This window comes from Collinsella sp. CLA-ER-H6, assembly GCF_040092305.1.
GTDB lineage: Bacteria > Actinomycetota > Coriobacteriia > Coriobacteriales > Coriobacteriaceae > Collinsella.
In genome coordinates, this window is the sequence record NZ_JBBNLS010000005.1 from 86,293 (window position 1) to 99,931 (window position 13,639).

The following is a 13,639-nucleotide window of genomic DNA, read 5'->3' on the forward strand; positions in this document are numbered from 1 at the left end:
CCACATCCGGCGCGCGCATAGGCGGCCTCCGCGGGGTCGCCGGCGCTGTGCTAGCGCTACACCGTATTTGCGCCCGCCGCGCGGTCTCGCCGGGCGTTACAGAGAGGAACTCATTATGAGCGACATCATGAGGCCGATCCCGTTTTCGCAGCTGATGAACTGGATCATCGAGGAGCACAAGACTCAGGGCGCCGTCTTTGGCGTGCGCAAGATGGTCACGACCAACCAGGAGGGCGCGCTTCCCATTTTTGACGAGCGCATCGAGACTCCGTTTGGCCCGGCCGCCGGTCCCAACACGCAGTTGGTCCAGAACATCGTGGCATCCTACGTGGCCGGTTCCCGCTTCTTTGAGCTCAAGACCGTTCAGGTTATGGACGGCGAGGAGCTCTCCAAGTGTGTCAACAAGCCCTGCATCGTGGCGCAGGACGAGTGCTACAACTGCGAGTGGTCGACCGAGCTCGAGGTTCCGCAGGCTTTTGCCGAGTACGTGAAGGCATGGTTTGCCTGCCACCTGATCGCTCGCGAGTACGGCCTAGGTAGCCCGGACGGCTTTGTCTTCAACATGTCCGTGGGCTATGACCTCGAGGGCATCAAGAGCCCCAAGGTCGACGCCTACATCGAGGGCATGAAGGACGCCAGCGGCTCTGACGTCTGGAACGAGTGCCGTGCCTGGGCGCTCGCCAACCTGGACAAGTTTGAGCATGTCGACGCCGCGTTTGTCGAGTCCATCCCGGCACGCGTTTCCAACTCCATCACCGAGTCCACCCTGCATGGCTGCCCGCCGGCGGAGATCGAGCGCATCGCGACCTATCTGATTACCGAGAAGGGTCTCAACACCTACATCAAGTGCAACCCCACGCTGCTGGGCTATGAGTTTGCCCGCCAGCGCCTCAACGAGCTGGGCTTTGACTACATCGTCTTCGATGACACGCACTTCCGCGAGGACCTGCAGTGGGCCGATGCCGTGCCTATGTTCGAGCGCCTGATTGCCCTGTGCGCCGAGCGCGGCCTGGAGTTTGGCGTCAAGCTGACCAACACGTTCCCCGTAGACGTGACGAGGAACGAGCTGCCCTCCACCGAGATGTACATGTCCGGCCGTTCGCTGTTCTCGCTGACCATCGAGGCTGCCCGCCGCATTACCGAGCAGTTTGATGGCAAACTGCGCATAAGCTACTCCGGCGGTGCCACGGTCTACAACATCCGCGCCCTGTACGATGCCGGCATTTGGCCCGTCACCCTGGCGACCGACGTGCTCAAGCCTGGTGGCTACGAGCGCTTTAGCCAGATGGCCGGCGAGTTTACCGACCTGGATGGCAAGCCGTTCGCGGGCGTCTCGCTCGAGGCTGTGACTGCGATCCAGACCGACTCACTCACCAACCCGCTCTACAAGAAGCCGCTGCGTCCGCTGCCCGACCGCAAGGTCGCCGGCAAGAGCCCGCTTTCCGATTGCTTTACCACGCCGTGCCGCACGAGCTGCCCCATCCAGCAGGATATTCCCGCCTATCTGGCGGCTGTTGACGAGGGCCGCTACGAGGACGCGCTCAACATCATCATCGAGCGCAACGCTCTGCCGTTCATTACCGGCACCATCTGCCCGCATCCCTGCGGCCGTGCCTGCGAGCGTGCGTTCTACGAGCCCGAGGGCGCCCAGATTCGCGCCAGCAAGCTCAAGGCCGCCCGCGAGGCCATGACCGCCGTGCTGCCCAAGCTGCGCGCCCAGGCCATCGCAAACGACGGCGAGCGCAACGTTGCCGTTATCGGCGGCGGCCCGGCCGGCCTGGCGACGGCGTTCTTCCTGACGCGTGCCGGCGTGCCCGTCACCATCTTTGAGGCCCGCGATTCGCTCGGTGGCGTGGTCCGTCACGTGATTCCCGAGTTCCGCATTGCGAGCGACGATATCTCCCACGATGCCGAGCTCTGCCTAGCCTTTGGCGCCAAGGTGCAGCTCAACGCTCGCGTGGATTCCATCGACGAGCTCAAGGCTCAAGGCTTTACCGACGTGGTCGTGGCCACCGGTGCCTGGATGCCCGGCTCTGCGGGCTTGGGCGAGGGCGCCGAGCTCGACGTGCTGGAGTTCCTCGAGGCCGCCAAGAAGGGCGAGAAGCTCGAGCTGGGCGAGGACGTCGTGGTCATTGGCGCCGGCAACACCGCCATGGACGCGGCCCGCGTGGCCAAGCGCCTGGCTGGTGTGAAGAATGTGCGCCTGGTCTACCGCCGCACCAAGAAGCAGATGCCCGCTGACGAGGAAGAGCTTGATCTTGCTCTTGCCGATGGTGTTGAGTTCTGCGAGCTGCTGGCCCCCAAGGCGCTTAACGGCGCCGTGCTGACCTGCGACGTCATGGAGCTTGGCGAGCCGGATGCAAGCGGCCGTCGCAGCCCCGTCGCCACGGGCGAGACCGTCGAGCTTTCCGCCACCACGGTGATCTGCGCCGTGGGCGAGGGCATCGATGCCAGCCTGTACGATGCCGCGGGTGTCGAGCACGACCGTCGCGGCCGCCTTGCCGCCACCTCCACTGGCGTCGAGGGCGTCTGGGCTGCGGGCGACTGCCGCCGCGGTCCTGCCACCGTGGTCGAGGCTATCGCCGATGCCGCCGAGGTCGCCCGTGCCATCGCCGGTGTGGACTTTAACAAGTACGCCGACTGCAACGAGCAGGCCGGCCGCGAGGACACCTGCTACGAGCGCAAGGGGTCGCTGTGCCGCGACAAGCGCAACTGCACCAAGACCCGCTGCCTGGGCTGCGGCTCGGTGTGCGAGGTCTGCTGCGACGTGTGCCCCAACCGCGCCAACGTGGCAATTAAGGTGCCGGGCTTGGCCAAGCATCAGGTCGTCCATGTCGACGGCATGTGCAACGAGTGCGGCAACTGCGCCGTGTTCTGCCCTTACCAGGAGGGTCGTCCCTACAAGGACAAGCTCACCCTGTTCTGGAGCGAGGAGGACATGGAGAACTCCGAGAACGAGGGCTTCCTGGCCGTGGACGAGGACCACTTTAAGGTTCGCGTCGCCGGCACGGTCCGCACCGTCTCGGTCGATGCCGTCAACACCGGTCTTCCCGAGGCCGTCCGCCTGACCATCAGGGCTGTGCGCGACAACTATTCGTACCTTCTTAAGAAATAGGCGAGTTTCTTATGGCCAAATCCATTCAACATAACGTGGCCTACGTTGCCTGTGGAAGCGGCTGTGCTTCCACAGGCGGCGACGCCCGCTGCAGCGAAGGCTGCATTGGCTGTGGTGCCTGTGTCACGGCCTGCCCCCACGGTGCCATTGCACTGGTCGACGGCGTCGCCCGCGTGGATCGTTCCAAGTGCACGGGCTGTGGCCTGTGCGGCATGGCGTGCCCGCAGCGCGTGATTGCCTTCGTTCCCGGCTACCAGAACATCCTGGTGCGCTGCAACAACACCGATAAGGGCGCCATTGCCCGCAAGATCTGCGACACGAGCTGCATCGGTTGCGGCATGTGCGCTAAAAAGTGCCCCGCCGGCGCTATCCGCATCGAGGACAACTGCGCCCATATCGACGGCGTGGACTGCCTGTCGTGCGGCATGTGCGCCGTCGTCTGCCCGCATGGCGCCATCCACGACCGCACCGGCATCGCCGCCGGCGTGTAGAAGGGAATCACCATGGCACAGGAATTCACTTTTACCGTTAACGGCGTTGAGCGCACGACGACCCAAAACAAACCGCTGCTGCGCTACCTGCGCGACGACCTGCATATCCATTCCGCCAAGGACGGCTGCTCCGAGGGCGCCTGTGGTACCTGCACCATTCACGTGGACGGTGCCGCCGTCAAGGCGTGCGTGCTGACCACCGCCCTTGCCGCCGGCCGCAACATCGTGACCGTCGAGGGCCTGCCCGAGGACGTGCGCGAGGCCTTTGTGTACGCCTTTGGCGCCGTGGGCGCCGTGCAGTGCGGCTTTTGCATCCCCGGCATGGTCATGGCGGGTGCAGCGCTCATCGCCGAGGACCCCGAGCCCACCGAGGAGCAGATCAAGTACGCCATTCGCGGTAACGTCTGCCGCTGCACCGGCTACAAAAAGATTATCGAGGGTATCTCGCTGGCCGCTGCGGTGCTCCGCGGCGAAAAGCAGATCGACGAGGACCTGGAGCGCGGCGATGACTACGGCGTGGGCAAGCGCGCCTTCCGTATTGACGTGCGCAAGAAGGTGCTCGGTGAGGGCAAGTACCCCGACGATATCGACGAGCTCGATCAGCCGGGCCTGACCTATGCCAGCGCCGTGCGCTCCAAGTATCCGCGCGCCCGTGTGCTCTCCATCGATACCTCCAAGGCCGAGGTCCTGCCCGGTGTGGTGGGCATCCTGCGCGCCGAGGACGTGCCGGTCAACCAGGTCGGCCACCTTATCCAGGACTGGGACGTCATGATCGCCCAGGGCGATATCACCCGCTGCGTGGGCGATGCCATTGTGCTGGTGGTCGCCGAGGACGAGGCGACGCTCGAGAAGGCCAAGAAGCTCGTAAAGATTGACTACGAGCCGCTGGAGCCCGTGCGCAACATTGTCGAGGCCAGGGCCGCCGACGCCCCGCGCCTGCATGACAGCTTCTTTGCCTTCGGCAACACGGTGGAGCTCAAGGACAACGTGTGCCAGAGCCGCCACGTGACGCGCGGCGACGCCGCCAAGGCGCTTGCGGAGAGCGCGTTCACCGTAACACAGCGCTTTACCACGCCCTTTACCGAGCATGCCTTCTTGGAGCCCGAGTGCGCCGTTGCCTTCCCGTACAAGAACGGCGTCAAGGTGCAGTCGACCGACCAGGGTGCCTACGACACGCGCAAAGAGTGCGCCCACATGTTTGGCTGGGATAGCGAGCCCGAGCGCGTGGTCGTCGAGACCATGCTCGTGGGCGGCGGCTTTGGCGGTAAGGAGGACGTGTCCATCCAGCATCTGGCCGCGCTCGCCGCATATAAGTTTCAGCGTCCTGTGAAGTGCAAGCTCACGCGTGCCGAGTCGCTCGCTTTCCATCCCAAGCGCCATGCCATGGACGGTACCTTTACGCTGGGCTGCGACGCCAAGGGCAACTTTACCGGTCTGGACTGCGAGATCAACTTTGACACCGGCGCCTACGCGTCGCTGTGTGGCCCGGTGCTCGAGCGCGCCTGCACACATGCCGTCGGCCCCTACAAGTACCAGAACACCGATATTCGCGGTTATGGCTACTACACCAACAACCCGCCCGCCGGCGCGTACCGCGGCTTTGGCGTTTGCCAGTCCGAGTTTGCGCTCGAGAGCCTGATCGACCTGCTGGCAGAGAAGGTCGGCCTGGATCCGTGGGAGATTCGCTACCGTAACGCCATCGAGCCGGGCGAGGTTTTGCCCAACGGCCAGATTGCCGATTGCTCCACGGCACTGAAGGAGACGCTGCTCGAGGTCAAGGATGCCTACTACGCGCATCCCGGACACGCCGGTATCGCCTGCGCCATGAAGAACGCTGGCGTGGGCGTTGGCCTGCCCGATGCCGGCCGCTGCAAGATTCGCATCGAGAACGGCGTGGCCGTGGTCTATGCCGCCACGTCCGACATCGGCCAGGGCTGCAACACCGTCTTTTTGCAGGACGTTGCCGAGGCATGCGGCCTGTCGCTTCGCTGCATCGCCAACGGCGAGTGCTCCACCGAGAACGCTCCCGACTCCGGTACCACGTCTGGCTCGCGTCAGACGGTCGTGACTGGCGAGGCCGTGCGCGGCGCCGCTTTCCTGCTGCGCGATGCCATGCTTGACATCGAGGCCGGCAAGCCTGCACCCGATACTCCCGTGAGCGCGCATGGTGACGGCGTCAAGATCGAGTACGACGACGGTCGCGCCTATCAGCTGCGCACGCAGGAGCTCATCGCCGGCCAGGGTATGCATCCTCAGGATCCCGCGGCCGCCATCAAGGCGCTCGAGGGATGCGAGTTTGGCTACGTGTACCTGGAGCCGACCGACAAACTGGGTGCGGATGTTCCCAACCCCAAGAGTCACATCTGCTACGGTTTTGCTACGCATGTAGTCATTCTGGATGATGACGGTCGCGTGAACGAGGTCTATGCCGCGCACGATTCCGGCAAGGTGGTCAACCCCATCTCGATCCAAGGTCAGATCGAAGGCGGCGTGCTCATGGGTATGGGCTATGCGCTTACCGAGGACTGGCCGCTCAAGGACTGCGTACCCCAGGCAAGGTACGGTACGCTCGGGTTGTTCCGTGCGCCCGAGATTCCGGATATCCACGCCATTTACGTGGAGAAGGACGAGCTGTTGCCCGTGGCATACGGCGGCAAGGGCATTGGAGAGATCGCAACGATTCCCACGGCGCCCGCCGTACAGAACGCCTATCGCGCATTTGACGGCAAGCTGCGTCCCGATCTGCCCATGGTGGATACGCCCTACAGCCGCGCCCGTCGCCGCGGGTAGGGTAGGGTGCGGACGGCATTGCTGACGGGCTGTTCGCGCTCAACACCAACTGCATATGCTGCGCCTTTGGCCCCAGCTCCATCGCGAGCCGGGGCCTTTTGTTTGGAGCGCCTCCGCATACGGAAACTGCGTCCCAGAATTGGCGTTCAGAATGGGATGCGCTTTCCGGTAGAGCATCTGGCGGAAACTGTGTTCCGGATTCGACGCTCAGAATGGGATTCGTTTTCCGGATCGGTCCTCAACCGGAGCTGTGTCCCGGAATCATGCCTCAGAATGGGATGCGTTTTCCGCTGGCCGGTCGTTTGGAAAGTGCATCCCAGTTTGAGCGTTTATTCCGGGATGCGGTTTCCGCTGAAGGACTCAACCGGAAAGCACGACCCGTTCCGAGGCCTGATTCCGGGACACGCTTTCCGCTAGGCCCGCCATCCGGAAAGTGCATCCCGTTTTGAGCGTCCAGCCTGGGACGCGCTTTCCGTTGGCGTGGCCGTTGGGAAAACGCGGCCCAGATAGGGGGATGCGATTCGGCGATGCGTGGCCTAGCAGCTCCTACAGCTCAATATCGTTGAGCCATGTCGGTAGCGCGGTCTGCCGGATGCCTGCCGTCTGCAGCTTTTTGGCGAGCACTCCTGCCGAGCGGACCTCGTTTATGGTAAAGCGCAGCAGAGGATGACCGTAGAGCGATAGGTGCGCCTCGCGCTGTCGTTCGGCAACGAGCGCCTCGGCGGTGGTGCGCCCGGCTAACATGGCCTGGTCGGTATATTTGACGAACCCGTCGAGTTCTCCCAACGTGAGCTCCCGCGCCTGGCGCTCCCAGGCAAAGTCCGTTCGCATAGTCTCGGTCGAATCGAAGGGGTCCGTCAGCTCGTATTGCAGTTGGTCGGGTGCGAAGCCGGTCTCGATCATGACGGCGCGGGCGACTGATTCTCCACCGCTCTCGGCGCGGGCGTCGGCATACCGAAGTGTCGTGAGGGCGGTGCGGATGGCCCGGTCGTTGCGAGTGCTCGCTCGTTGCTCGACGGCCGCCATCAGCTGCTCTTGCGTTAGACCAAGCTTTGAGATCGCCGAATCGGCAATGGGCATGCCGTCGGCAAAACCAGTTTGCAGCAGGCAATCCGTCACCGTTTGAATGGGCGGCGTTACCGATATGCCGGCTCTGTGTATTGCTCCGGCCGGCTCAATCTGATGCCGCTGGATTCGGACGCCTGGGCGAGCCGACGGCTTTGTCGAGCTGCAGACATGCACAACGTTCAGGTGTCGCCACGAGACCTCGAGCCCCAGCAGGCAAGCTGCCGAAAACGAGCAGAACGTCCAATCGGGGTGGATGATCGCAAGGGCGCGAATAATCTCGCAATGACGCTGCGCCCGGTTGAGCTCATCCCAGCGCATTTTGCGCGCAAACAACCCCGACATGGGCGAGACAACCGTGCCGCCGGTGCGCCGAAGGAGCGCTTTTCGGATCGCCGTGCTCGGGGGAATCAGACAGCGCCCCTCTTGTTCGGCTTGAGTGAGCAGCTGGTCGATGAGTTGGTCATTGTAATGGGTCATGAGCTACCGCCTCCTTTTGGGTAGCAAAAACGTATCAGCTGGAACTTGCCACTCAGCTGACCAAAAGCTGACCAAAATCTAACCATGCAGATAGATGGCCTGTTTTCGGCGACATTTTTACATCCGAATCGGTGGGCGGTAATCGGCGACCTTGAACGGTAGCGAGTTATGAAGACTGGGTAAGTTTCGAGACGTGTACTTTTTGAAAAAGAGCATTCTATCTGCTGTTTTGTGTTTCTGGATCGCATATTTGAAGGCATGTGATAAGGGCTGCAGGTCGTCGTCTGTGTCGGCGGAAACTATGTCCCGGAATTGACGTTCGGAATGGGACGCGCTTTCCGGAACGCCCCTCAACCGGAAACTGCGTCCCAGATTTCGGCCTCGGAGTGGGATGCCGTTTCCGGATCGGGCCTCAAGCGGAAACTGCGTCCCGGAATCGAGCCTCGGGGTGGGACACGCTTTCCGGATGGCATGTTTGGCGGAAACTACGGCCCAGTTTTTGGCTCCAGAACGGGATACATTTTCCGGAACGGTCCACGTGCGGTGGTGTACCGCCCCTTTTACGTGCGCCGCTTGTCGAATTACGTTATAGCTAGCTATATTATAGGAAGGTATAATATAGCTAGCTATAACGTAAAGGAAGGATGGACCTATGTTTATCGGAAGAACAGTGGAAATGTCCGAGCTCAATCGACTGTATGGCACGGGCTCCTTTGAGATGCCTGTGATTTACGGCCGTCGTCGTGTGGGCAAAACGCGTCTTATCACAGAATTCATCCAAGACAAGAAGGCTATTTACTTTCAAGCTCGTCGTACCAATGCAGAGGCAAACCTGCACGGCTTTAGCCAGGCGATACTTGCGGGTTCGGTTGGTGCTGCAGGCGTGTCGTTTCGTAGTTTTGACGAGGCGTTCGATGCATTGGCCACCATGGCTCGCACGGAACGTTTGATTGTCGTGATTGACGAGTATCCCTATCTCGCCCAATCGAATCCCGAGATCAGTTCGTTGCTGCAAGACAAGATTGATCACTTGTACAAAGAGACTAGGCTCATGCTGATTCTATGCGGCTCGTCTCTTTCGTTTATGGAGGAACAGGTGTTGGGCTACGAGAGCCCACTATACGGTAGGCGTACGGCCCAGTTTAAGATCATGCCGCTCGATTTTACGACGACCCTCGGCCTGTGGCAGAGCATGAGTCGCGAAGACGCTGCAGTTTGCTATGGTATGACGGGCGGCATTCCTGCATATATCGAGAGAGTCGATCCTGCCGCATCGCTCAAGGACAACATCAAACGTCTTTTTCTTACTTCTACGGGCTATCTCTTTGAGGAGCCGAGTAACCTGCTAATGCAAGAGTGCCGCAATCCCGAGCAATATGATGCGATCGTGCAAGCAATTGCTCAGGGGCGCTCGAAGATCTCGGAGATTGCGAGCTCTACGGGAATCCCTGCGAGCAACGTAAAGAGCTATGTGGATAAGCTGGCGTCGCTTGGGATTGTCGAGCGCGAGCTGCCCCTAAACGAGACGAGCAATAAGCGAGCCGTGTATCTGCTGAGCGACCAGATGTTTAGGTTCTGGTACAAGTTTGTTCCGCAGAACATTGGGCTGATTCAAAACGATATGGCCGAGATGGCGTATAAGCGCATTGAGCCGCACGTATCGGATTACATGGGTACGGTCTTTGAGCTTATATGCAGACAATACGTGTACGAACTCGCGCGCGCGGGCCAGCTCGATGTGGTTCCGGCGAGCGTCGGGCGCTGGTGGGGGACGGACAATCGCACGCATACGCAGGAAGAAATCGACTTGATTGTTGACGATGGCGAGGGCGCTGCGCTGTTTGCGGAGTGCAAATGGCGCAATGAACCGGCGGGCGAAGACGTGCTGCAAAAGCTCGTGCACCGAAGCGAGCTCTTTAGACGGCAACGAAAAAGCTATGCACTTTTCTCAAAAAGCGGCTTTACGCAGGGATGTCGGGATGCCGCGGAGAGTAGGGGAGACGTCAAGCTGATCTCGTTTGCCGAGATGTGAGGGCGGGATAACGCTGCTCGGGGGTAAAGCCTGTCCTCGAATGGCTGGAACGGGGCCCTCTGTTGTCGTACTGGCTGCCAGCGGAAATTGCATCCCGGAATGAGCGCTCAGACTGGGACGCACTTTCCGGATCGGTCCTCAAGAGGAAGATGCGTCCCGGATTCTGGCTCCAGAGTGGGATGCCGTTTCCGGTTGAGGTCTCTGGCGGAAGCTGTATTCCGGAATCGAGCTTCAGAGTGGGACGTGCTTTCCCGTCAGGAGCTCAAGTGGAAACTGCGTCCCGGATTCAAGCCTCGGAATGGGACGTGCTTTCCGGATGGGCTTCAAGCGGAAACTGTGTCCCAGAATCGACATGGCTTCAAGTGGAAAGCGCGTCTTAGAATACCGCGCCGGCGTTTTTGGCGGTTGTGGTTGGAAAGGGAAGCATTGCCTGCACACACGACGACGGCGTGGCGGTGATCCCCATGGCGGCACTTGGGGCGTAGTGGTTTTGCGGGCGTGCCGTGCTTCCTTTACCGAAAATCCATTTGGTAAACCAGATGCTCGCGGATAGAATAAAGTCGACGGCAGCCCAAGTGGTGAAGAGCTGGGCAGCGCCGTTGCTTGGTCAAGAGGTCAGCGCCTTAATGGCAGTGACTTGTTATGCTTCGAATGCTGCTTGAGTGCCTCGGAAAGTTCGATAAGCGCCGTGAAGAGCGAGACCAAAGCAACCAAGAGCTCTGTGAGCTCTGATGGGCCCGGGATGACCGCTGATTCAAGTCACCGGGCCTAAACTTTTTCATGCATTTGAGTAGAGCGGGCGACTCTCTTGGGGCGGTCTACATGGCGTGTGCCTGGCGCGCGTGGCATTGCGTCCCGCCTTCATGTCCGCACGGGCGCCTATCCTTACGGCAATGTAGCTGCCTGTGAAACAGGCGGCAGCTGACGGAGAAAGGCCCTCGCCGTGCCAAACAAAAAGACGCCGTGTATCTCGGCTATCGATACGACGAACTTTGCGCGCCAGATCGTGCTGGACTTTGAGTTTGCGCCGGTGCCAAGGCAGCGCCAGCGCCGCGGGTTGCGCAACGAGATTATCGAGGTCGGCGCGGTTAAGCTCGATAACCGCGGCAACGTTATGGGCGAGTTCTCGCAGTTTGTGCAGACAGAATTTACCGAAGGCGTTGCGTTTCCCGTCCGCGAGCTTACGGGGATATCGGCCGTGGACACCGCGATGGCTGATCCGCTCTATGTGGTGATCAAAAGACTCAGCGATTGGATCGGTCGCTACTCCGCCCAGATAGTTTGCTGGAGCGGGGCGGATCATCGACAGCTTATGACCGAGTGCCAGGCAAAGCACATGGACCTTTCCGCATTTCCTACGGACTGGGCCGACCTGCAGGCGTTTTACACTTCGATCATGGACGTGGGCAGCCACGGGTGCATCTCTTTGAGTGACGCGGCAACGTGGTTTGGCATCGAGTTCGACGAGTCGACGGGTCACGCCCACAGCGCCTTAGCCGATGCGCGCGTGACCGCCAAGCTGCTCAAGCAGGTGATGGATGGGGGCTACCGCGTGAGCCCGCACGTCCAGGAAGTCCGCCAGCGGTGGGGGGTGGGCGAGCGAGCCCAGACGCGCCTTTCCAGCAAGTGCCCCGAGCTGGGCGACCTGCTGCTGAGGCTGAAGGCGGAGGGGAGGTAGGCCTTTTGAGAACGCCATTCGGTTTGGCATGGCAGGGCTGTAAGCGCGACTTCGCACTGCTGTTTGAATCGAAGCGTCAACCAGTATGACGAGCTGTCTGGTCTGTCTGCCTACACCATCGCAATCCCGCGGGCCGCACTCAACAGCTCGTACTCCCTTTCGCTCCACTGCCGCAGCTCGGCCGCGCGTACGGCGTCGCGGCACAGATCCAGGAATACCTCGGCGCCCTCGCAGAAGCACTCGCGGGCAAAGATGCCCGACCCGCCCGCAACGCACGCGCCATCGGCAAACCGCTCCCAGCTAGACGGCTCACGCGAATCGTCTCCGGACAGTTTGATCTGCAACACATGCGGGTCGCCGGCAACGCAGAACTCTTTCTCGAGCTTTTGCACCGTGAAGCGCATCTGGTGGGAGAGGCTGCTCTTGACCATGGCCGAGGCGTAGCCGTTCTGCTTGTCCAGAAGATGCATTCGTTTTGGCTTGGCTGCCAGGTTGTGGAAGTTGCGCTCGCTGCGCACAGAGAAATTGTCCATACGGACTCCTTTCATCGATGTTGGCAGGGCCACCGTGCCTTTTGGCCGGTTGGCGTCGGGATCGTGGAGCCAACTCTCTACCCCGACTCTGGATAAAACGTGCCCGCTCCTTGCGGGCAAGAGGAAGTCTATCAACGTGTACGGACTCAACGTGTACGGACGGAAATCAAGCGCCGCCTGCGAAATGACGCGTGAACGGCGTTGGTTTCCCAAGTGATTATTCGGCTTTCGTCCGGAAAAGTGCCGAAATCAGCCGTGTAAAAGTACGGAAAAGTGTCGAAATAGGCACCTTAAAACTTCGGAAAAGTGTAGATGGATGACAAAACAGCACTTAGAAGCTGGTGCTGAATGCGAGATCCTGCGGCTGCCTTCAGCTCTCGCTATTCGTCGTCCCCGTCGTTGGGGTCGCCCTTGAGGGTGTTGATGTCCAGGTACTGGTTATCGTCCTCTTTTTGCTGGGTCTCCGACTCCGCTTGGGTGGGGCCGCGGAACAGCTGGAATCCTTCAAACGCAATGACACCGAGCAGGGCAATGATAATGGCGATAAAGGCAACCTTGACTGCTTGCGGAAATTCCGAGAAACGCAGCGCCTTTTCCTCGGCGTAATAATCGGCGAAGCGCTCTTCGCCCGTGCTTTTGGTATACGCCGGCGCGGACGCGGCCTCCGGGTCATATTCCGGTGCGGGCGTGGCAGCGTACGGATCGTTGAGATAATCGCTCGATGCGGTGCCATAATCCTCGGTCTCGATGCGATCGCTGTCTGCATAGCCATCGGAATAATCGGAATATGCCGCACCGCCCTCATAGCCCGCGGCGCTCGTGTTGGCGGCAAAAAGCGGGTTAACTGGAACGTCGAGCGCCGGCATGCCGGTAGAGGTCTCATCCAGATCGGCTGCAGCCCAGGAATCGTAGGCAACCTGATGGACAACGGGCTCATCGAGCCTTGCGACCGGAGGCTTGCGTGCCGCAGGAACAGGCAACTGCTGGGCGCTGTACATAACAGTGCTGTCGGCCGATTTGCCCTGCGTCGCTGCAGCGAGAAATGCCGCCGTCTCGGACGGGTCGCTTGCGGGGCGGGGAGCGGGCGTGGGCGCCGAAGTGGGTGCGGGCGTAGGCGCGGGCGCCGAAACAGGCGACTGCGCAGGAGTCGGCGCAGATGCGGGCTTAGGCGCAAGCGCGGGATTGGGGTTTGACGGGCGAGCCCCGCCGCCCATGAGTTCGTCGGCGGTCCACGGGCGATCATCCATCACGTCGTCAAGGCTCAGCGAAAACAGGTCGTCTTCACCCTCATCGAACATGCGGTGCACATGTCCACCAATTGCCGGATTCAATCCGCGACCGGTGCATGATGCCTTGCTCAACGCCATTCTGTCCCATCCTTTCGAAATACTAATGACATCGATTATATGGAACTTCCCAAGCGGCTCGGTCTTGGATTCGTGCTTTCCAGAACTC

Annotated in this window: 8 protein-coding genes and 1 riboswitch; of the genes, 5 read left to right on the top strand and 3 right to left on the bottom strand. The window is 60.9% G+C overall.

Features of this window, described 5'->3' with window-relative positions; translation table 11 throughout:
- The first annotated feature begins 115 nt into the window (after positions 1-115).
- Genes ygfK through xdh form a run of 3 tightly spaced genes read left to right on the top strand, consistent with a single transcriptional unit; the run spans position 116 to position 6,396 of the window.
- Positions 116-3,115: a putative selenate reductase subunit YgfK gene (ygfK, locus tag AAAX77_RS03385; protein ID WP_349104780.1), complete on the top strand. Its 3,000-nt coding sequence runs from the start codon at positions 116-118 to the stop codon at positions 3,113-3,115.
- Between the two features lie 11 nt (positions 3,116-3,126).
- Positions 3,127-3,606: a 4Fe-4S binding protein gene (locus AAAX77_RS03390; protein ID WP_349104782.1), complete on the top strand. Its 480-nt coding sequence runs from the start codon at positions 3,127-3,129 to the stop codon at positions 3,604-3,606.
- A 12-nt stretch (positions 3,607-3,618) separates the two neighbouring features.
- Positions 3,619-6,396: a selenium-dependent xanthine dehydrogenase gene (gene xdh, locus AAAX77_RS03395; protein WP_349104783.1), complete on the top strand. Its 2,778-nt coding sequence runs from the start codon at positions 3,619-3,621 to the stop codon at positions 6,394-6,396.
- Positions 6,397-6,942: 546 nt separating this feature from the next.
- Here the strand turns inward: xdh and AAAX77_RS03400 are convergent.
- Positions 6,943-7,941 (bottom strand): hypothetical protein, encoded by a 999-nt coding sequence (locus AAAX77_RS03400; RefSeq protein WP_349104785.1) that lies wholly within the window; start codon positions 7,939-7,941, stop codon positions 6,943-6,945.
- A 652-nt stretch (positions 7,942-8,593) separates the two neighbouring features.
- Here AAAX77_RS03400 and AAAX77_RS03405 point away from each other — a divergent pair.
- On the top strand, positions 8,594-9,973 hold the full coding sequence (locus AAAX77_RS03405) for an ATP-binding protein (RefSeq protein WP_346979508.1): 1,380 nt from the start codon (positions 8,594-8,596) through the stop codon (positions 9,971-9,973).
- Positions 9,974-10,916: 943 nt separating this feature from the next.
- Positions 10,917-11,651, top strand: a complete 735-nt coding sequence (locus AAAX77_RS03410; RefSeq protein ID WP_349104787.1) for a 3'-5' exonuclease — start codon at positions 10,917-10,919, stop codon at positions 11,649-11,651.
- Positions 11,652-11,761: 110 nt separating this feature from the next.
- Here AAAX77_RS03410 and AAAX77_RS03415 read toward each other — a convergent pair whose 3' ends face one another.
- Both AAAX77_RS03415 and AAAX77_RS03420 read right to left on the bottom strand, forming a co-directional pair.
- Positions 11,762-12,184 (bottom strand): hypothetical protein, encoded by a 423-nt coding sequence (locus tag AAAX77_RS03415; protein ID WP_349104788.1) that lies wholly within the window; start codon positions 12,182-12,184, stop codon positions 11,762-11,764.
- 8 nt (positions 12,185-12,192) lie between these two features.
- Positions 12,193-12,283, bottom strand: a riboswitch (SAM riboswitch).
- A gap of 281 nt (positions 12,284-12,564) precedes the next feature.
- Positions 12,565-13,551 carry a hypothetical protein gene (locus AAAX77_RS03420; RefSeq protein WP_349104789.1) on the bottom strand — a complete coding sequence of 329 codons (987 nt, stop codon included), beginning with the start codon at positions 13,549-13,551 and terminating at the stop codon, positions 12,565-12,567.
- Positions 13,552-13,639 lie beyond the last annotated feature (88 nt).

Coding starts and splice junctions, on each gene's coding strand:
- ygfK (WP_349104780.1), top strand. CDS start 116: ATGAGCGACATCATGAGGCCGATCCCGTTTTCGCAGCTGATGAACTGG.
- AAAX77_RS03390 (WP_349104782.1), top strand. CDS start 3,127: ATGGCCAAATCCATTCAACATAACGTGGCCTACGTTGCCTGTGGAAGC.
- xdh (WP_349104783.1), top strand. CDS start 3,619: ATGGCACAGGAATTCACTTTTACCGTTAACGGCGTTGAGCGCACGACG.
- AAAX77_RS03400 (WP_349104785.1), bottom strand. CDS start 7,941: ATGACCCATTACAATGACCAACTCATCGACCAGCTGCTCACTCAAGCC.
- AAAX77_RS03405 (WP_346979508.1), top strand. CDS start 8,594: ATGTTTATCGGAAGAACAGTGGAAATGTCCGAGCTCAATCGACTGTAT.
- AAAX77_RS03415 (WP_349104788.1), bottom strand. CDS start 12,184: ATGGACAATTTCTCTGTGCGCAGCGAGCGCAACTTCCACAACCTGGCA.
- AAAX77_RS03420 (WP_349104789.1), bottom strand. CDS start 13,551: ATGGCGTTGAGCAAGGCATCATGCACCGGTCGCGGATTGAATCCGGCA.